The following is a 19,356-nucleotide window of genomic DNA, read 5'->3' as shown; positions in this document are numbered from 1 at the left end:
GTTTTTTGGGGTGAATTGATGTCAAGAAGATGACAGCGTGGATTGCGGAAATCAGCCGCGGCGCGGCTGGAGCCGTCTCGTCGGTGGTGCGGTGGTCGGATCCTCCGGCCACGGATGCCGCGGATACCGCCCCCGCATCTCGGCCCTGACCTGCGGATATCCGTTCTGCCAGAAGGACGGCAGATCGGCGGTCACCGCGACCGGCCGCCCGGCCGGGGACAGCAGGTGCAGCACCACCGCGACCCTGCCCGCACCGACCATCGGCGCCCGCGCCCACCCGAACGCCTCCTGCACCTTCACCGCCAGCACCGGCGCGGCCGGATCCGCGTAGTCCAGCCGCACCCGCGACCCGCTCGGCACCGTCACCCGCTCCGGCGCCACCTCGTCCAGCCGGGCCGCCTCCCGCCACGGCAGCAGCCGCCGCAGCGCTCCGCCCAGGTCCGCCTGCCGGAGGTCCCGCAGCCGCCGCGCGCGGGCCAGCTCCGGGCCCAGCCACTCGTCCAGCCGGTCCAGCAGCGCGGCGTCGCTCACGTCCGGCCACGGCTCGCCGAGCGCGGACCGGCAGAACGCCAGCCGCTCGCGCAGCGCCGTCGCGTCCCGGCCCCAGTCCAGCACCGTGGCCAGGCCGCGCTCGGCGAGCGCGACCCGCAGCGCGGCCGTGACCAGCGCCCGGTCCGGCTTCGCCAGCGGCCGCTCGCGCAGGACCAGCGCGCCGAGCCGCTCCACGTGCCGCGCGCGCAGCTCGTCGCCGTCCCACGCCACCTCGTCGGCCGCGCTCAGCAGCGGCGCACCGGCCTCCCGCGCGGTCGCCTCGTCGATCACGGCGGCCAGCCTGATCCGCGCGTTCGCCCGCCCGGCCGCCCGATCCGCGCCCGCGATCGCCAGCCACGGGCTCCCGGCCAGCGCCGAACCGTCCGCCAGCTCCCCTGCGGTCCCACCGGCCATCAGATACCCGCCGCCGTCGGCCCGCCGTGCCCGCGCCAGCCACTCCGGATACGCCAACCCGGCCACCAGCCCCGCCGCCAGATCATCCGGCAGCCGCCCACCACCCCGCCGAGCCCGGTCCTGTCCGGCCCGCGTGCGATCCGGCCCGGCGGCTTCGCCGCCGTAGCGGGCGTGCGTGCCGTCCTGCTCAGCGGACGTGCTGGTGGTGGCGGCGGAGCGGAGGCGTCGTGACTCGGTGCGCCAGCGTGCGGAGGCGGCCGGGTCGACGCCGGTCCGGAGTGCGCGCCAGGCCGCGGCCAGGTCGTCGCGGCGGCCGGTGAGCGTATCGTCGGAGAGCATCGCGACCACCTCGGCCGCGCGGTCCGCGCCGACCGCCGGGGCGCCGTCGAGCAGCGCGCGAGCCAGCCGCGGGTGCGCGCCGACCCGGGACATGGCCCGGCCGCGCGGCGTGACCCGGCCGGTCGCGGCCACCGCGCCGAGCGCGCGCAGCGTCGTCGTGGCCACCTCCAGCGCGGCGGCCGGCGGCCGATCGGGGAGCGCGAGGCCGGTGCCGTCCGGCGCACCCCAGACCGCCAGCTCCAGCGCGAACGCGGTCAGATCCGCCGACGCGATCTCCGGCTCCGGAAACGCGGGCAGCCGCTCGTGCTCCGCCTCCGCCCAGCACCGGTAGACCCGCCCCGGCGCCTCCCGGCCGGCCCGCCCGGCCCGCTGCGTGGCCGACGCCCGCGAGACCCGCACGGTCGCGAGAGATCCAAGACCACGAGAAAGATCCATCCGGGGTACGCGACTGAGCCCCGCGTCCACCACCACCCGCACGCCCGGCACGGTCAGGCTGCTCTCCGCGACCGCGCTGGCCAGCACCACGCGCCGCCGCTCACCCGGCCGCAGCGCCGCGTCCTGCGCACCCGAGTCCTGCCGCCCGTGCAGCGTGACCAGGTCGACGTCGCCGCGCAGCCCGGACAGCCGCCCGGCCACCGCACCGATCTCCCCGGCCCCCGGCAGGAACACCAGCAGATCCCCGTCGCTCTCCGCCACCGCCCGCCGCACCACCGCCGCCACATGATCGAGGTACCGCGGCTCCACCCGCATCCCGTGCGGCGGCGGAATCGGCCGCTCCGGCGGCGCCCACACCACCTCCACCGGAAACACCGCCGCGGTCGCGGTCACCACCGGTACCCCGCGGGCCGTGATCACCACCGGTAACCCGCCAGCCGAGGTTGCGACCGGCGGCCCGCCGGTCGCGGTCACCGCCGGTTCGCCGCCGGATGTGGTCGCCGCCGGTTCGCCGCCGGGCGTGGTCGCCGCCGGCCCGCGCGACGCGGCGGCGTTCTCGATGACCGGGCGGTGTCGGCTGCTACCGCCGGAACCACCCGGGCCGTCCTGGCGGTTCCGCTCCGGCGCGGCGGCCGGGCCGTCGCCGGTGAAGCCCGGCGTGGCGTCGGAGCCCGGGGAGGCGTCGGCGTCCGGTGTGGCGTCGGAGTCCGGGGAGGCGAGGCAGCGGGCGATCCGGTCGGCCTCGGCGGTGGCGGAGGTGGCGAGGACGAGTAGGTCGGGGCGGAGGTTCGCGCGGACGTCGGCGGCGAACGCGAGCGCGAGATCCGAGTCCAGGTGGCGCTCGTGACACTCGTCGAGGATCAGCGCGGCGACGCCGGGGAGCTCCGGATCACGCTGCAGACGGGCGACCAGGACACCGGTCGTGACCACCTCGACGCGGGTCCGCGGCCCGACCTTCCGGTCGCCCCGGACCGTGTATCCGACGGTCTCGCCGACCGGCTCACCGAGCAACGCCGCCATCCGCCGCGCGGCGGCACGCGCCGCGACCCGCCGCGGTTCGGCCACGATCACGCGACCGGCGATCGCCGGAGACCCGCCGGTTGCTCGGGCTGTCGTGCCGGGCTCGCCGGTTGCTCGGGCTGTCGTGCCGGGCTCGCCGGTCGCGCCGGTGCCGGAAGGCGCGCCGGGGGCCGGGCCGAGGCTCGGTGCCGTGCCGCCGAGGGCCGCGGCCAGCGCCAGCGGGACCACCGTGGTCTTGCCGGTGCCGGGCGGCGCGACCAGCACGGCCGCGCCGTGCTCGCGCAGCGCGGGGATCAGGGACGGCAGGACCGCCTCGACCGGGAGTCCGGTGCCCTGCCAGCCCGTCACGGGAATCGCCGCCTCTCGCCGTACCCTCGGATGTCCTTGGGTTTTGTAGCAAACGGCGCGGGGCTCAGTCGCGGTAGGAGCGGTCGATCATGTCGAGGGCCCAGGTCATCCGGTGGGCGGCGTATTCCGGGTGGTCGCCGAACTCGACCGCGACCTCGCCGGCGCAGCCGGTCTCGCCGAGCCGGCCGAGCGTGTCGACCACGGCCGCCCGGACGTCGGTGTCCGCCGGGCGCTGGGACGCCTGCAGACAGGATGCGAACAGCGCGTCCGCGCGGACGGCCTCACGAGTGCTCACGGTGCACCTCCTGAAACTTCGTGCTGGTCACATAGCTAACCCGGCGCGCGGTGTCGGTAGGGTAGGCGCGCGGTTGCGGAACGGTCACAGCGGTTGCTCGCTGACCGCGCCGGCGTCGACCGCGAGCCGGCGGTTGACCCGGACCGCGTCCAGCATGCGGCGGTCGTGCGTGACCAGCAGCAGCGTGCCGGGGTAACCCTCCAGCGCCGACTCCAACTGCTCGATCGCGGGCAGGTCCAGATGGTTCGTGGGCTCGTCGAGGACCAGCAGGTTCACGCCGCGTGCCTGGAGCAGAGCCAGAGCCGCGCGGGTACGTTCGCCGGGCGACAACGACGCGGCCGGCCGCAGCACGTGCTCCGCGCGCAGCCCGAACTTGGCCAGCAGCGTCCGCAGCTCGGCCGGTGCCTGCTCGGGCACGTGCGCGGCGAACGCGTCGATCAGCGCGTCGTCGCCGAGGAACAGCCCGCGCGCCTGGTCCACCTCGCCGACCACCACGCCGGAGCCGAGCGCGGCCGTGCCGCCGTCCAGCGGGAGCCGGCCGAGCAGCGCCGCGAGCAGCGTCGACTTGCCGGAGCCGTTCGCGCCGGTGATCGCGACCCGGTCCGCCCAGTCGATCTGCAGCGTGACCGGCCCGAGCGTGAACCCGCCGCGGGTCACGGTCGCCTCCCGCAGCGACGCGACGATCGCGCCGGCCCGGGGCGCGGCCGCGATGATCATCCGCAGCTCCCACTCCTTGCGCGGCTCCTCGACCACGTCCAGCCGCTCGATCATCTTCTCGGTCTGGCGGGCCTTCGCGGCCTGCTTCTCCGTCGACTCGGCCCGGTGCTTACGGCCGATCTTGTCGTTGTCCGTGGCCTTGCGGCGCGCGTTGCGGACGCCCTTCTCCATCCAGTTGCGCTGCATGCGGGCGCGCGCCTCCAGGCCCTCGCGGGTGTCCGCGTAATCCTCGTAGGACTCGCGGGCGTGCCGGCGCGCGGTCTCCCGCTCCTCCAGGTACGCCTCGTACCCGCCGCCGTAGGTGTTGACCTGCTGCTGCGCCAGGTCCAGCTCGACCACCCGGGTCACGGTCCGGGCCAGGAACTCACGGTCGTGGCTGACCAGCACGGTCGCGGCGCGCAGCCCGGTGACGAAGCGCTCCAGCCGGGCCAGGCCGTCCAGGTCCAGGTCGTTGGTCGGCTCGTCGAGCAGCACCACGTCGTAGCGGCTGAGCAGCAGCGACGCGAGCCCGGCGCGGGCGGCCTGGCCGCCGGACAGCCCGGTCATCGGGTGGTCCAAGCCGACCGCGAGCCCGAGATCGGCCGCCACCTCCTCGGCCCGCTCGTCCAGGTCCGCGCCGCCGAGGTCGAGCCAGCGTTCCAGCGCGGTCGAGTAGGCGTCGTCCCGGTCGAGCCCGTTGGTGAGGTCGTCGGTGGCCTTGTCCAGCGCGGCCTGGGCCGCGGCCACGCCGGTCCGGCGGGCCAGGAATGCGCGCACCGACTCGCCCGGCACCCGGTCCGCCTCCTGCGGCAGGTAGCCGACGGTCGCGGCCGGCGGGTTGACCCGCACCGTCCCCTGCTCGGCCGGGATCAGGCCGGCCAGCGTGCGGAGCAGCGTGGACTTGCCGGCGCCGTTCACCCCGACCAGGCCGACCACGTCGCCGGGCGCGACGACCAGGTCCAGACCGGAGAAGAGGACGCGGTCCCCGTGACCGGCGGCGAGTTCGCGGGCAATCATCGTGGCGCTCACAAGGTGACGATGCTAGAGCCTCCGCTCCTCCGGCTCGGTGCCACTCCCGGCGAAGGCGGTGTTTCCGGCGGGCGAGGGGCGTGTCCGCCCGAAACGCCGCCTTCGCCGGTCGCCGCGCCTCGCAGCCGGATTCCACCCCGGAGGAACGGCCGAGCGGTTACGTTGAGCCTGGTGACCGGTGTGACGAGAGCGGGTGACGGGCATGGATGAGCGTTCGTTCTGGACCGCTGTCGCGCTGCTGTCGGCGGAGGAGCTGGATGCCGCGGTCACCACGCTCACGGCCGAGCTGTCCGGCCGCCCGATCAACGAGATCACCGCGTTCGCGGATCACCTGGCCGTGGTCCTGCACGCGATCGACACGCCCGCGCACGCGTCCTTCGTGCCCGATGACGCGGAGGCGTTCCTGGCGGCCCGGTGCGCGGTGGTGGCGGCGGGCCGGGAGACCTACCTTCGGGTGCTCGGCGACCCGCCGGCGATCGCCGCCTTCGCACGTCCGGGGGCGGAGTGGCTGCTCGCGGTGCCGGCCAACGCGTTCGAGCGGGCGACCGGCCTGGCCTGGACGCACGAGCCGCCGGTCGCCGTGGAGACCGGGAGCAACCCGCTCTGGTCGCCGATCACGGCGGACGACACGGACGAGGAGACCTGGCTGACGTACGGCGGTGGCCTGCACACCGTGCTCGGCACCCGCCCCGCCTACGACGCCACCATGCAGGTGCTGATCGCGGCCGTGGACGCGGATCCACGCTGGCGGCGCTGGTGGTCCCCGGCCGGCCTGCACACGCTCGACCTGGCACCGCTGTGGAGCGACGGCGACGCGCCGGGCGTGACCGTGCGCCGCGGCGCCCAGCGCGTGGTGGTCGACGCGATCATGGACCCGCGCGGCTTCGCCCGCACCGACCGCGCGTTCCTGCGCGAGCTGGCCCGCTCCGACCTGCTGACCATGCTCGAGTCGGTCCGCGCCGCGCTGGATCTGGGCCCGCTCCCGCCCCTCCCGCGCGTGCCCGACCTGCCGGACATGCCGGACTCGTTCGCCCCGGGCCAGGAACTGCCCCGGGTGGACCCCGACGACGTGGTCCGCTTCGCCGAGGAGGTCGGCGGCGTCGACCTCGAGGAACTCCGCCCGGTCCTGCACATGCTCGCGACGGATCCGCCGCTCTGAGGGCGCGTTTGGTGGATCTCGGCTCGCCGTGATCCGCCGAACACGCCCTAAAGCGCGGCGATCAGCTCGCGGACCTCGGCCGCGCAGCCCCAGGAGAGGCTGACGCCGGCGCCGCCGTGGCCGTAGTTGTGCACCACGTGGTGGCCGCCCACCAGCTCGTGCTCCACGCGCACCGGGTCGCGAACCGGCCGGATGCCGATGCGGTGCCCGAGGACCGGCAGGCTCGTGATCCGCGGCTCGATCAGCGCGCACCGGGCCTTGATCCGCTCGGCGACCGCGGCGTCCTCCGCGACGTCGGCCCGGCCCGGCTCCGCGCTGCCGCCGAGCAGCAGCAGCGGGCCCTGGGGCAGGAGGTATGTCATCTCGCGCAGGTCGTCGGTGTGCTCGGCGAAGAACTCGTCCAGACCGGGGTTCTCCACCACGACGAGCTGACCGCGGATCGGAGTGACCGTCGGATCGGGCACGAACGAGGCCGCGCCCGGGCCGGTGCAGTTGACCACCACGGGCGCCTCGCCGGCGACGTCCGCGAGCCGCGGTGCGTAGCCGATCGACATCGTGCCGCCGGCCGCCTTCAGCCGGCGCTGCAGGTGTTCGAGGTAGACCGGCATGTCGACGACCGGCGCGTGGTAGCGCCAGCCGGCGGTGAAGCCGGGCCGCAGCTCGTCCGGGCCGCACAGCCGGTATCCGGGGAGCGCGGACGCGTACTCCGCCGGGGTGGTGCGGGTCCGTGAGGCCTCGATGCCGTCGAGCATCCGCACGCCCGCGTCCGGCGCACTCACGGCCAGCTCCGCGAATGTCCGATAGGCGACGCCGCTCCACAGTGGCACCCGCTCGTGCGTTGCGTAGAGCGGATCCCAAATCGCCCCGGCCGCGCACGACGTGGACTCCGACGGCGGAGCCGCGGTGCGCACATGGACACTCATCCCGGCCTCCGCCAGCAGCACCCCCGTGGTGAGACCGGACACGCCGGCGCCGATGATCAGAACGCTGGTCATTCCGTGACGATATCCGGGCTCTGCGTAGTCCGACAGGGATCTGTGCTATGTCGTTCGTCGATATATCTGTAATGCGAGCGTTGGGTTGTATCGTGCCGCAATCAAAAACTGAGCGTTGCATTATCGACACGCAGTGCGGTGCAATCGGAGGGTCCACGCGAGTAAGGAACCCATGTTGATCCTCGGAGAGATCCATACCGGGCTGTTACGCCACTCCACCCCGGTCACCACGGGTCTGGCGCGGGACCTGCTCGACCTGGTCGCCGGTGAGGCGGTGCGCGTGTCCGAGCGGCCGATCTCCTGTGCGTGGTCACCCGACCTGACCACCGGTGTGGACTGCACGATCGCCGGGACGTCCGGCCGGGCCGTCGGCACGGTCCGGCACCGTGCCGTTCTCACCGCCGGCTGCGTGGTGCAGGCCTCCGCATACACGACGGTCGAGCGCGCGGCCGAGGTGCGGCGCCTGCCGTGGTCGCACTACATCTCCCGCCCCGGCCAGGTGGAGCTGCTGGCGAAGACGCCGCCGGCCACGCTCGCCGAGGCGTTCCTGACCACCGAGCGCGGGCCGGGCGCACTCGACCTCGGCGGCATCTGCGCCCGCACGATCGAGCGGGTGCAGGCCTCGCCCCGGCTCGACCGCCGGGTGCCGCTGCGCGTGCCCCGCACGCGGTTCCGCTGGGCCGCGATGCCGGGGGAGCGGCGGGTGCACCTCCTGGTCGACGAGGGCGACCTGCGCACGCTCCGGCTCACGCTGCCGGAGCTGCCCGCGGCCCGGATCGCCGACCTCTGCGCGGACGTCGCACGGCACGACTGGCTGCTCAGCTCGCTGATCGAGGTGATCGACGCGAGCGCGCTCGGCGTCCGGACGCGGGAGGAGACGCTGCCCCGGCTGGCCCCGGCGATCGACACGCTGCTCCACCTGTGGATGCCCGCGGCCCGGCTGGACGACGAGATGGCCGCGGTCTGGGAGTCGCTGGAGCGCCGGCCCGGCTTCACCCGGCACTGGGCGACGCTGGTCTCCCGGATCCGCGATCAGCTCTCGGTCGGCACGGTCGAGGCGCTGTCCGCCACGGCCGGGGTGCGTGTCTGATGCAGACCGCAGCCCGGTCTCGGGTGGTGCGGCGGGTCGCGGTCACGCTGGCTATCGGCGCGCTGACCTACCTGGTCACCGACCTTTTCGAGCAGCCGCAGATCCTTGCGATCGCGCTCTCCATCCTGCTCGGCAGCGTCACGCTGATCGCCCAGTTCCTGATCGAGTTCGAGCAGCGGCTCGCGGTCGTGGAGGAGGCCCAGCAGGTCCGGTCGCAGCGCATGGAGGACCTGGTCTGGCGGGCCTTCTCCCGGATCAACGAGGCGACCGAGCTGATCGGCCTGGTGGAGACGTCGAAGATGGAGACCGAGGTTCTCACCCAGCTGCTCCGGAACGCGACGCGGATAACGCCGGACTCGTCGCCGCTGGTGTTCGACTTCGTGCAGTCGGAGATCAGCCGGATGTCCGACTTCCTCAAGGAGCTGGCCGACGGCGGCGACGTCACCTACTACGGCGAGGACCGCGACTGGCTGCTCGGGCTCACCCGCAACGCCCAGGTCAGCATCGACGCGATCAGCCTCGCCTCGGTCGACCGCGGGCTGTGGACCAGCGAGATGGGCCAGCGGTACCTGCATGCACAGCGCGGCGCGGCCGAGCGGAAGGTGGCGGTCCGCCGCGTCTTCGTCATCGACCGGCGCGACGAGGGCATCGAGCCGGAGATCCGGCGGTCGTGCGAGGAGCAGAGCCGGATGGGCATCTCGGTGCGGCTGCTCGACCGTGCCGACATCCCGGTGCCGCTGCGCGTGCAGGTGTTCGACTTCATCGTCTTCGACAACCTGATGAGCTACGAGACCACGTCGCTGTCCATGGAGGAGGACGCCCGCCCCGCGATCGCCGAGACCCGCCTGGTCCTGCGCGGCTCCCGGGTGAAGGAACGCTCGCAGTTCTTCGACGAGCTGTGGGAGCTGGCCGTCACCCCCGCGAGGTGAAGACGTAGTCGATGCGGTCCACGACCTCGGGCGGCAGCGTGATGCCCTCCGTCGCGGCGCGCGCCGCGACCTGCTCGCCGACGTCGCGCTGGACCGCGACCTGGCTCAGGATCACCCGAACCGCGGTCTCGATCTCGATGAACCGGGTGTCCAGCACCGAGGCGGTCCGGTAGGCGGCGAACGGCGCGGCCCGCGGCTCCCACGCGACCACGGCCGGCATCTCGTGCCAGGAGCCCGGCAGGTCCGCGCGGGTGGCCGGCTCCGGGCGCCAGACCGGCTCGCCGCGGTCCCGCAGCAGGCCCAGCCGGAGCAGCTGCCAGACCGCGGCCAGGAACGGGCACGCCCAGAGCCGCCCGGCCTTGCGGTCCTGCCAGATCTCCACGTCGACGTAGATCGAGTGGTTCTTCACCGCGTTCTGCCGGGGCGGCTGCCAGCCCCGGGCCGCGTCCATCGCCTCGGACGCGGCCGCGCCGGTGGACGGCGGCTCACCGTTGGCGAGCCAGCCGCTCTGGTGCACCGGCGGCCGGGACCCGTTCGTGCCGCGCGGCGGGTCGGCGACCAGCCGGCCCTCCACGATCCGGGCCACCTCGACGCCGTCCGCGGTCGCGCAGGCCGACTCGCGCGCGATGTAGTCGATCCGCAGCCCGGCCTCGTCCGCGGCCGCGGCCAGCTCCGGTATCACCTCGGCGGGCGAGCCGAACGGCGCGAAGTAGTCGTCGATGAGGAAGCAGGTGCTGATCCGGGTGGCCTGGCCGGGCCGGCTGTCCGCCTCCATCCGCCGCAGCGCGTCCGCCCACGGCCGGACCCGGCGGAACTGCGCGCGCAGCCGCGCCGGCCCGGCCGCGAAGTCCTCCATGTAGAGGTGGCCCAGCTCGATGGAGAGGTGGGCGAGCGGCGTCGACCGTACCCTCGGGGTCGCGGTCGTCTCGGTGTAGGTCACCTCCGGGACGGTCACAGGCCCTCCCAGGCGGTGTCGTCGACGATCCGCTTGGCCAGTGCGTCGAGCGCGTCGACGGTCTCCTGGTTGGCCGCGTGCCGCTGCCAGACGTCGCCGTCCGTGAGCAGCTGTTCGCGCCACTGCAGCACCGGGTCGAGCGGGATCTGGCCGAGCATCAGCGTGCGGCCGACCCGCTCCCGCGCGGCCTGCCGCTGCAGCTCCTGGTTGCACGCGTCCACCCAGGCCAGCTGCTCCGGCCGGAGCCCGGCGTACTCCGGGGACCGTGGGTCGACCACCGCGGTCCGCACGAAGCGCACCGAGCCGGAGAGCCGCCGCGGGTCATGGCCGCGCGCCTCGCCGATCCGCAGGATGCCCCGGTCGCCGTAGACCAGGCTGGCCGCGGCGCCGATGTGCTGGCTGGTCCACCGGTGGAAGACCAGCCACCGGTGCCGGAGGTGGGCCAGGTCGTCGCGCGCGGTCGCGGCCAGCGCGATGTCGATCGCGTACGACCGGCCCGCGCTCAGGTCGACCAGGCAGAGGTCGAACTCCTCGTCCAGCCGCAGGAACAGCTCCGCGCACCGGTCGACGATCTCCTCGGTCGAGGCGAACTCGCCGCCGCCCGCGTCGCCCGGGTAGAGCATCAGCCGCCCCGCCCCGGCCGGGCGGCTGCGCAGGCTCGGCCGCTGCGACTCGGTCCACACGTTCAGCCGGCGCGGCGACGCGGCCTGACCACGCAGGTAGGAGTGCATGCCGTCGTGCTCCACCCCGGCCTGCGCCGCCGAGATCTGGAAGATCGCGCCCGCGGTGGGGGAGCCGAAGTCGAAGTCGAGGTAGCAGGCGTCGCCGCCCTGCAGTGAGTGCCGGTAGACCACGTTGCTGCTGGTCACCGAGCGTCCGGTGCCGCCCTTGTCGGACGTGGCGAAGACGAGCATGTCACACCGGCTCGGCGGTGGCCTCGCGCGCGGCGGCGAGGCGATCGAGGCGGATGAGCACGTCCTCGGCCAGTGCCTTCGCGCTGCCCGGCCGCTGCCGCAGGATCCGGCGGGCCCGCTGGAGCTGGCGGTTGACCTGCTCCAGCTCGGTGCGCAGCCGCTCGCCGCGCTGTGCGAGGCCGTTGAGCTGCTCCTGGTCGTACAGATGCTCGGCCTCGATCAGCAGGTCGGCGGCGATGCCGGTGAGCCGCTCACTGCGCGGCGGCGAGCTGCGGATCACCTGGGCGGCCTGGATCAGGCAGTCGACCACGCGCTTCGTGTAGTACCACGACGGGAGCGTGTGCGTGACGTCGATGCCGAGGACCCGGGACGGGTCGTCCCACAGGTTCGCGGCCCGGTCGTCGGTGAGTCGTCGTTCGGTGAGGTGCGTCCAGACGCGGCCGGCCAGCGACGTGGCGTTCTGCCGGGCCTCGTTGTCGGAGAGCAGGCCGGCCAGCTGCACCGTGCGCTTGAGCAGCACCGGCGCGAAGTCCGACGCGACCCAGCCCAGCTGTGGGCCGCCCCCCTTCTCGCTGCCGACCAGCGCGAACGCCACGCCCGGATGGTGCAGGTGGACGGCCGGGTCGTCGCCGAACGGGCGGCGGGTGATCCGGCTGCGGTTGGCCAGCTCGTCCAGCACCGCGCCGACCCGGGCCAGATCGGCGTCCGACGCCCGCCGGGTGACCAGGTCCTGCACCACCATGCCGCTGATCAGCAGCGTGAAGTAGTCGGACTGGACACCGTCGGTGGCCCGCCACGGCATGTCCTCCAGCGGCCACCGGTCCGAGCCGAACGTGCCGACGACCGACCAGTACGACTGGGTGAGGTCCCAGCGCAGCTGCAGCGCCTGCGCCAGGCGCAGCTGCTCGTCGTTGAGCAGGCCGAGCAGCCGGGTGCGCTCGGAGAACAGCGACCGGATCGCCTCCAGCGCGACCACGGTGAAGTACAGGTACGGCTTGGGTTCGGCGACGCCCTCGTGCTGCTGCCCGACCGGGTCCGACACCTGGACCAGCGGCGCGTTCTCCACCAGGCCCCAGGACCAGCCGCACTCGAAGAGGCGGTGCGGGTTGTCCAGCCGGCTGCCCTCCTCGGCACCGGAACCGATGGTGACGTCGTCCCGGAGGCGGGCGTTGATCTCCCGCAGCGATCGGCGCAGCTCCTCCACGACCTGCCGCTCCGGCAGCCCGCCCTGGTTGGCGGAGCGCAGCAGCAGCCGCCCCTCCTCGTCGGTGGTGTCGAAGACGTTGACCGCGAAGCTGCGCAGCAGGCCGACCATCGCGGCGGTGAGCCGGATGCTCGCCATCTCCTCCAGCCGGTCGACCTGCTGGCGCAGTGCCTCCCGGGTGACCACGGACCGGAACGTCTTCGCGAAACCGATGGTCGCCAGCATGAGCGTGACGGAGATGGAGAACGAGTCGACCACGTCGAGACCGCGCTGCTCGGGCTTGATCTCGTCGTCCGTGCCGGGATGGGAGGCGCTGAAGTAGCTGTCGCCGGAGAAGATCGGCGTGCCGTCCGGCGCCGTGTACGTCTCCAGGTAGTCGGTGATCAGCTGGACCAGCCGCTTCGGCAACCCGAGGTGGTCGCCGAGCGCGGCCAGCGAGCCGATGACGTCGTCCTCGGTCTCGTCCGGCCGGTCGATGCGGAACGTGGGCACGTCCGCGGCCGGTGCCATGACGCAGAGCAGCTGCTCCGCGTCGCTGATCGAGTTGCTGCCGTCGCGCCCGCCCCAGCGCCAGTCGGATCCGCTGCCGGAGTAGCTGGCGAACGCCCGCCAGACCTCCAGGAGATGCTGCCTAGGTTGGACGTCCATCCCGCTGGTTCGCCTTCCTGTGAGACGCACTGCCTCTGCCCGCGAAACCCGTCACGACGATCATTCCTTTGTAGCCGTCGCGCAGCGTCGTGTCGTCCACAGTATGGACACTGACATTGTGTGTCAGGCCCGCAAGGCAGCGTTCGATGTCGTTCTCGTCCACGGCCAGCGCGGGAAAGTCCAGCGTGCCGACCCGATAACCCTGGGATTCCTTCATGAAGGCGGCGACGAATGGGGCGAACCGCTTCAGCGACCCGATGAAGTTGCGGGTGGCCCGCTCGAACTCGTGACGGTTCTGCGTGATCGACTCGGCGACGAAGAACATCGTCCCCATGTCGTACGCGCCGTCCTGCGGCAGCGTGAAGATGTTGCCCGCGACGATCTCGGTGCGGTCGCTGATCGCGGTGGTGGGGTCGGCGATCACGTCGTAGCCCGGCCGGCCGGCGCGGAGCCGCCCGGCGAACTCGGCCCAGCTCGCGCTCGGCGACGCCTGCTGGCGCGCTAGCCACGCACGGTTGGTCCGCGCGCGCTCGTACAGCGTCACCCGGTCCGCCCAGGGCAGCATCGACAGCGCGGGGTAGAGATTGGTGCCGGTGCCGACGTCGATCGCCCGCCCGTGCCGGCGTGGCTGGGCGGTCGAGAAGAACCGGCCGAGATGATCGAGAATCTCGCTGTCGGCCCGGCGCACGCTGTCGTAGTTGTGCTCGAAGTACAAGTCAGAGTCGAATGCGTCCCACGCCCACTCCGCGTTCGACCGAGTCTGTGTATCGGTCATAACCGACTGTAACTCCCTCGCTGGTCGTGAGCGCACTCAACGGCGTTTCCGGTTCGGGCTCCGCCGGGTGTGCGGTGACTCGCTTTCGAGGCCCGGCCCCCGTCGGCAGGCGAGGGGCTGCGAGGGATCCGATGCTGCTGTCACTGTGGTGGAGCCGGTTGAGTGGCCAAATTGGACGGCCCTAGTTATACACCATCAACAAGCGCGTTCGGGGTCATGCGTGAAGTGTCGCCGAATGAGGGACGACTTGTCCCTTGAAGCATGACGGGTGATGTCGAGTGCCTTGACTCTCCGCTATTTGATCGCGACTCTGGGGCTTGATCAGTTGCTACTGCCGCGCATTTGTTCATTCGGGACAAAAAGGTAGAACTTTCGCTTCTGAATCACGATGCAACCGGTCGCCTGGCCAACGATCGGCCCGCCGGGAGGTTGCTCTTCAGTCGATCGGATCGTCCGGTCTACGGTGGAGTCGACACGGCACACCAGATCGATCATCGACGATGGGATGGCCTCCGATGACCGCTCCCCACCTCCAGACCACCCGCACCTGCCCGTTCGCGCCGCCGGCCGAGCACGAGCGCTGCGCGACCGGGAGACGCCGACGAAGGTCACCATGCCGAACGGCGAGCAGGCCTGGGCGCTCAGCCGGCTCGACCACGTCCGCGCGATGCTGTCCGACCCGCGGTTCAGCTCCAACCGGTTCCTTCCCGGCTTCCCCTCGCTGGTCCGCGAGCGCCCGCAGGAGATGCGCGAGCGTCAGGGGCGGGCCCGCCTCTCGCTGGTCATGATGGACCCGCCGGAGCACACCGCGGCCCGGCGCGGGGTCGTCGGCGAGTTCACGGTCAAGCGGATGGAGGCGCTGCGCCCGCGCATCCTCCAGATCGTGGACGAGCACCTCGACGCCATGCTCGCCGGCCCGAACCCGGCCGACCTGGTCACCGCGCTGTCGCTGCCGGTGCCGTCGCTGGTGATCTGCGAGCTGCTCGGCGTGCCCTACTCCGACCACGACTTCTTCCAGACCAACTCCAGCACGCTGCTGAGCCTGTCCGCGCCGGCCGAGGAACGGATGGCCGCGGTCGACGCGCTCCAGGCGTACCTCGGCGAGCTCCTCGTGCACCGGCGCGAGCACCCCGGCGACGACCTGCTCAGCCGGCAGCTGGCCAAGTCGGACGACGTCGAGGAGCTGGTCGGGCTCGGCTTCCTGCTGCTGCTCGCCGGCCACGAGACCACGGCGAACATGATCTCCCTCGGCGTGGTGGCGCTGCTCGACCACCCCGATCAGCTCAAGGCGATCACGGCCGACCCGTCCCGGACACCGGCCGCGGTCGAGGAGCTGCTGCGGTACTTCACGATCGCGGAGTTCGCCACCGCCCGGGTCGCGCGCGAGGACGTCGAGCTGGGCGGCGTGCTGATCCGGGCCGGCGAGGGCGTGATCACGCTGGGCAACGCGGCGAACCGGGATCCGGCCGCGTTCGCGGACGCGGCCGAGCTGGACGTCGAGCGCGGCGCGCGGCACCACATCGCGTTCGGCTTCGGCCCGCCCCAGTGCCTCGGCCAGAACCTCGCCCGCCTCGAACTGCAGATCGTCTTCGACACGCTGTTCCGCCGCGTCCCGAGCCTGCGCCTGGCCGTGCCCGCGGACGACCTGCAGTACAAGGACGACGCCACGATCTACGGCCTCCGCCGGCTCCCGGTCACCTGGGACGCGCAGTGACGAAGATCAACAAAGATCTGGATCTTCCCGCTTCCGGCGTGGCTGAGTTCCGCATGCTCCCGCGGGCACCGGTCGTCGCTGGCGCTCCTCCCTGCCGGTCCCGGCGTGGCCAAACCCACGATCGGGGCGTCCCCCACATCGCTCTATCGACTCGAGGCACGCCCGATCATGAGCGGTGGCGGCCTGCGACGCGGAGTCCTTTCCCGTGATCACGGATCCCGGGGCCCGGGCGGGGCGGGCGAGCGGCGGGCTGGGTGTGCGGCGGGCTGGGTGTGCGGCGGGCTGGGTGTGCGGTCAGAGGGGGAACTCGTCGAAGAGGGTCACGTCGCCGCCGGCGGCGGTGTCGTAGCGGTAGGAGCGGACCACGCCGGCCGCCGAATCCAGCAGCGTGAACACCGTGATCTCGTTGCTGGAGACGAACGGCAGCGGCTCGCCGCCCGGCCCGGTCAGCGGCGCCACCGTCGGCGGCACCGGCTCCAGCCCGCCCGGATCGCCCTGCCGCACGTAGTCCGGCCCGTCCGGCGCGAGCCGGGACCGGCCGGACAGCTTGTGGTACGCCCCCCACGTGTTGCCCACGTTCGACGTCTCCAGCCAGTTGACCCCCGCGTCGTCCCGGAACCTGGCCCACACGTGCGAGTGCCCGTTCAGCACCAGGTTCACGTAGTACGCGGAGAAGACCGGCGCCAGGTCGCGCAGGACGTAGTCGTCGGCCAGCGGATACTCGTACCGGATCCCGTCGTCCGTGACCGCGCGCACCGGATCCGTGTAGGCCGGGACCGAGTTGAAGCCCAGCCCGTGGCTCGGGTGGTGGAACATCACCACGCGGTAGCGAGCGTCCCGCGCCTCGTCCGACGTCAGCGCGGAGACCAGGAACGCGTACTGCGGCGACCTCTTGCCGATCGGCGCGAAGATGAACCGGCCGTGCCCCCACCGCTCCGGCGAGTCCCGGTCCTCGGGCCGCTCCGCGTAGGTGCCGCGGGTCCCGGGCCGCTCCGGACGCCAGATCTCCGTGCCGAACAGCGACACCACGTAGACGTCGCCGATCGTCCGCGCCCACCAGCGCGGGCCGTCGGTCTCGCTGGCCGGGACCGGGAACATCGCCTCGTACGTGCTCACGTCCCAGTCGTCCGGCACCGCGTCGTTGAACTGGAAGTCCAGCGTCTCCGACATCGACCACGGGCCGATCACCTCGTGGTTGCCGATCGTCGGGTAGAGCGGCGCGGACGAGATGATCGGCGCGCCGGTGAACGTGCGACCGCCCGCGGTCCACGACGCCCGCCCGCCGAACGCGGCGAAGAACGCGCGCCCGTTCGTGTGGTCGAACCAGTCGCTGCCCCGGTCCACCACGTTGACCATGTCGCCCGCGAAGAGCACGCCGTCCAGCTCGCCCGCGGTCTCCGCGGCCAGCTCCAGGTTGGCCGGGACCATCGGGCCCAGCTGGTGGTCGCTGGTGAGCAGCAGCCGCACCGGCGTGCCGGCCGCCGGCGCGCCGCGCAACGTGTGCACGCCGGAGAGCACGTCCCCGGACATCACCCGGTACGCGATGCGCCCCTCCGGCAGCCCTTCCACCACCGCGAGCTGGCGGTGCACCGGCCGCTCGACCACGCCCTCGAACGGCCCGCCCGGCGCCTGGGACTGCGCGTCCTCGCGCATCCGCGAAAGCCGGGTCGTGGCCGCCGGCACCACCCGCACGTCGGCCGACGTCGCCGGCGTGACGGCCGCGAGCACATCCGCGGGCCCGAGGAGCACCGCGTTGACCGCGCCGGGCTCCGAGGTGTGCCAGACGACGGTGACGGATCCGGGACGGGGATCGAGCAGGTACGGCTCGCAGAGCAGGTCCATGATCCCCAGGCTAGGAAGGCCGGGGTGCCGGACCGGCTAATGAGACGTGTCCAGCGCGTGAGCAGACGCACACAACCGGATACGGGAAAAGGGTTGACCACCCACGGGGGAAGGTGGTCAACCCTTTATGCGCTCAGCGTACGACGCCTACGCCAGGAACGCCAGGCCCGAATTCGTACTTTCGATTCACCGCCCGGCCACCCCGGCGTCCCCTGTCGGCCGGGCAGCACCTCCGCCTATCGTCCGGACCGGACCACCCCGGCGGCGCCGGTGCCCCGCCGCACCGGCTCCGCCACGGCCGTGAGCTGTCCGTTCCGGCCGAACTCGATCGCGGTCGCGGCACCGATCTCGGCCGTGGACGTGAAGGCCGGATGCCCGAGCGCGGTCAGCTCCGGCCCGTACGCGGCGATGAACGCGGGCTCGGCCTGCGGCGTCGCGGAGTTGCGCTGCGACGCGCGCGGCGCGGCCACCGCCTCCGGCAGGCTCATGCCCAGGTCGATCCGGTTGACCAGGATCTGCAGCACGGTGGTGATGATGGTGGCGCCGCCGGGCGAGCCGACCGCCACGAACGGCTTGCCGTCCTTGAGCACGATCGTCGGCGACATCGAGCTGCGCGGCCGCTTGCCCGGCCCGGGCAGGTTCGGGTCGGCCGCGGTGCCCTGGGTCGGGGTGAAGTTGAAGTCGGTCAGCTCGTTGTTGAGCAGGATGCCCCGGCCCGGCACCACGATCCCGGCGCCGCCGATCTGCTCGATCGTGAACGTGAACGACACGACGTTGCCCCATTTGTCGGCCACGGTCAGGTGCGTGGTGCTGATGCTGTTGTCCGTGTCCGGCACGGCCGCGGCCGCGGAGGCGCAGCCCCGGTCGCCCAGCGCACCCGGCGCGACCGGCTTGGGCAGCGCACTCGAGGCGGAGATCACGCATCGCCGCGAGGCCGCGAACCGGTCGCTCAGCAACTCGTCCAGCACCGCCCGGCGCGTGTGGTCGCCCACGTAACGGTTGCGGTCCGCGAACGCGAGCGCGGACGCCTCCAGGTACCGGTGCAGCGCGTCCGCGTCGTCCAGCGCGCCCAGGTCGTACCCCTCCAGGATGTTGAGCGCCTCACCCACCGCGGCACCGCCGCTGGACGGCGTGGCCATGCCGTAGACGTCCAGCCCGCGGTAGTCCGAGCGGGTCGGCGCCGGGAACCGCGCCTCGTAACGGGCGAGGTCGCGGACCGTCATGCCGCCCGGCCGGATCTGGTGCGGCCACGTGCCGATCGGCGTGTCCGACACCGGCGGGTCCTGCACCGTCGCCGCGATGTCCCGCGCGATCGCGCCGGAGTAGAACACGTCCGTGCCGCGCTTGCCGATCAGCCGGTACGTGTCCGCCAGGTCGGGGTTGCGGAACGTGGAGCCGACCGCGGGTGGCGCGCCGCCGGGCAGGTAGAGCTCCGCGGACGAGTCGAACTGCCCGAAGATCGCCGCGTTCGCCGCGACCTGCGCGTTGAACGTCGCGTCCACGGTGAACCCGCGGTCCGCCACGTCCGCGGCCGGGCGCAGCAGCTCGCCGAGCCGCCGGGAGCCCCACCGGTCCGCCGCCGCCTCCCAGATCGCCGGCGTGCCCGGCACGCCGACGGAGAGGCCGCTGACCCGGGCCGCGTTGAAGTTCAGCGCCGTACCGTCGGGGTTCTGGAAGGAGTTCTCCCGCATCGACGCGGGCGCGGCCTCCCGGCCGTCGATCGTGTGCACCCGCCGGGTGCGCGCGTCGTAGTAGACGAAGAACCCGCCGCCGCCGATCCCGGCCGAGAACGGCTCGGTCACGCCGATCGTCGCGGCGGCCGCGATCGCGGCGTCGACCGCGTTGCCACCGCGGCGCAGCACCTCGAGACCGACCGCGGTGACGGTCGGGTCGACCGAGGAGACCGCGCCGCCGTACCCGGTGGCGGTGGGGGAGATCGCGGGTTGATATGAGGCGTGCGCCGGCGCCGCACTGATCATGGTGGCGGTGAGCGTGGCGGCGGTGAGCGCCGCGAGATGCTTCAC

Annotated in this window: 14 protein-coding genes and 1 pseudogene; 4 read left to right on the top strand and 11 right to left on the bottom strand. The window is 72.9% G+C overall.

What is annotated here, in order from left to right:
- Positions 1 to 51: 51 nt before the first annotated feature.
- The 3 genes from hrpB to J2S43_RS25200 all read right to left on the bottom strand — a co-directional run bounded on the left by hrpB (position 52) and on the right by J2S43_RS25200 (position 5,107).
- Complete coding sequence (hrpB, locus tag J2S43_RS25210; protein WP_442320044.1) at positions 52 to 3,087, bottom strand: ATP-dependent helicase HrpB; 3,036 nt, start codon at positions 3,085 to 3,087, stop codon at positions 52 to 54.
- Between the two features lie 64 nt (positions 3,088 to 3,151).
- Entirely contained in the window at positions 3,152 to 3,382 is a 231-nt protein-coding gene (locus tag J2S43_RS25205) for a hypothetical protein (protein WP_306833239.1), read from the bottom strand.
- An 84-nt stretch (positions 3,383 to 3,466) separates the two neighbouring features.
- Positions 3,467 to 5,107: an ABC-F family ATP-binding cassette domain-containing protein gene (locus J2S43_RS25200; RefSeq protein ID WP_306833238.1), complete on the bottom strand. Its 1,641-nt coding sequence runs from the start codon at positions 5,105 to 5,107 to the stop codon at positions 3,467 to 3,469.
- 202 nt (positions 5,108 to 5,309) lie between these two features.
- Between J2S43_RS25200 and J2S43_RS25195 the strand changes: the two genes are divergently transcribed.
- Positions 5,310 to 6,266, top strand: coding sequence for a DUF4240 domain-containing protein (locus J2S43_RS25195; protein ID WP_306833236.1), 957 nt, complete (start codon positions 5,310 to 5,312; stop codon positions 6,264 to 6,266).
- Between the two features lie 47 nt (positions 6,267 to 6,313).
- Here J2S43_RS25195 and J2S43_RS25190 read toward each other — a convergent pair whose 3' ends face one another.
- Positions 6,314 to 7,261: an FAD-dependent oxidoreductase gene (locus J2S43_RS25190; RefSeq protein WP_306833234.1), complete on the bottom strand. Its 948-nt coding sequence runs from the start codon at positions 7,259 to 7,261 to the stop codon at positions 6,314 to 6,316.
- A 172-nt stretch (positions 7,262 to 7,433) separates the two neighbouring features.
- Between J2S43_RS25190 and J2S43_RS25185 the strand changes: the two genes are divergently transcribed.
- Both J2S43_RS25185 and J2S43_RS25180 read left to right on the top strand, forming a co-directional pair.
- Positions 7,434 to 8,351: an SCO2521 family protein gene (locus J2S43_RS25185; RefSeq protein ID WP_306833232.1), complete on the top strand. Its 918-nt coding sequence runs from the start codon at positions 7,434 to 7,436 to the stop codon at positions 8,349 to 8,351.
- Positions 8,351 to 9,280: a hypothetical protein gene (locus J2S43_RS25180; RefSeq protein WP_306833231.1), complete on the top strand. Its 930-nt coding sequence runs from the start codon at positions 8,351 to 8,353 to the stop codon at positions 9,278 to 9,280. Before J2S43_RS25185 ends, J2S43_RS25180 begins: the two co-directional genes overlap by 1 nt.
- Here J2S43_RS25180 and J2S43_RS25175 read toward each other — a convergent pair.
- The 5 genes from J2S43_RS25175 to J2S43_RS25155 all read right to left on the bottom strand — a co-directional run bounded on the left by J2S43_RS25175 (position 9,264) and on the right by J2S43_RS25155 (position 14,271).
- A complete protein-coding gene (locus tag J2S43_RS25175; protein WP_306833229.1) occupies positions 9,264 to 10,235 on the bottom strand; it encodes an SCO2522 family protein in 972 nt (323 codons plus the stop codon). The genes J2S43_RS25180 and J2S43_RS25175 overlap by 17 nt on opposite strands.
- Complete coding sequence (locus tag J2S43_RS25170) at positions 10,232 to 11,149, bottom strand: SCO2523 family variant P-loop protein (RefSeq protein ID WP_306833227.1); 918 nt, start codon at positions 11,147 to 11,149, stop codon at positions 10,232 to 10,234. The genes J2S43_RS25175 and J2S43_RS25170 overlap by 4 nt, the downstream gene beginning before the upstream one ends.
- Before the next feature lies 1 nt (position 11,150).
- A complete protein-coding gene (locus J2S43_RS25165; RefSeq protein WP_306833225.1) occupies positions 11,151 to 13,001 on the bottom strand; it encodes an SCO2524 family protein in 1,851 nt (616 codons plus the stop codon).
- Positions 12,985 to 13,776 (bottom strand): SCO2525 family SAM-dependent methyltransferase, encoded by a 792-nt coding sequence (locus J2S43_RS25160; protein WP_306833223.1) that lies wholly within the window; start codon positions 13,774 to 13,776, stop codon positions 12,985 to 12,987. The genes J2S43_RS25165 and J2S43_RS25160 overlap by 17 nt, the downstream gene beginning before the upstream one ends.
- Positions 13,777 to 14,097: 321 nt before the next feature.
- The gene (locus tag J2S43_RS25155) at positions 14,098 to 14,271 is read right to left on the bottom strand and encodes a hypothetical protein (RefSeq protein WP_306833221.1); all 174 of its coding nucleotides are present in this window, start codon (positions 14,269 to 14,271) and stop codon (positions 14,098 to 14,100) included.
- A gap of 20 nt (positions 14,272 to 14,291) precedes the next feature.
- On the opposite strand from J2S43_RS25155, the pseudogene J2S43_RS25150 reads away from it, so the two are divergent.
- Positions 14,292 to 15,490, top strand: a pseudogene (locus J2S43_RS25150) (cytochrome P450).
- A 294-nt stretch (positions 15,491 to 15,784) separates the two neighbouring features.
- Here the strand turns inward: J2S43_RS25150 and J2S43_RS25145 are convergent.
- Both J2S43_RS25145 and ggt read right to left on the bottom strand, forming a co-directional pair.
- A complete protein-coding gene (locus J2S43_RS25145) occupies positions 15,785 to 17,332 on the bottom strand; it encodes a metallophosphoesterase family protein (protein ID WP_306833216.1) in 1,548 nt (515 codons plus the stop codon).
- A gap of 236 nt (positions 17,333 to 17,568) precedes the next feature.
- A complete protein-coding gene (gene ggt, locus J2S43_RS25140) occupies positions 17,569 to 19,311 on the bottom strand; it encodes a gamma-glutamyltransferase (protein WP_306839436.1) in 1,743 nt (580 codons plus the stop codon).
- Between the last annotated feature and the right edge of the window lie 45 nt (positions 19,312 to 19,356).

This window comes from Catenuloplanes nepalensis (assembly GCF_030811575.1).
Lineage (GTDB): Bacteria > Actinomycetota > Actinomycetes > Mycobacteriales > Micromonosporaceae > Catenuloplanes > Catenuloplanes nepalensis.
Note: the sequence above shows the minus strand (reverse complement) of the source record. Positions and strands in the feature narration are given on the sequence as shown.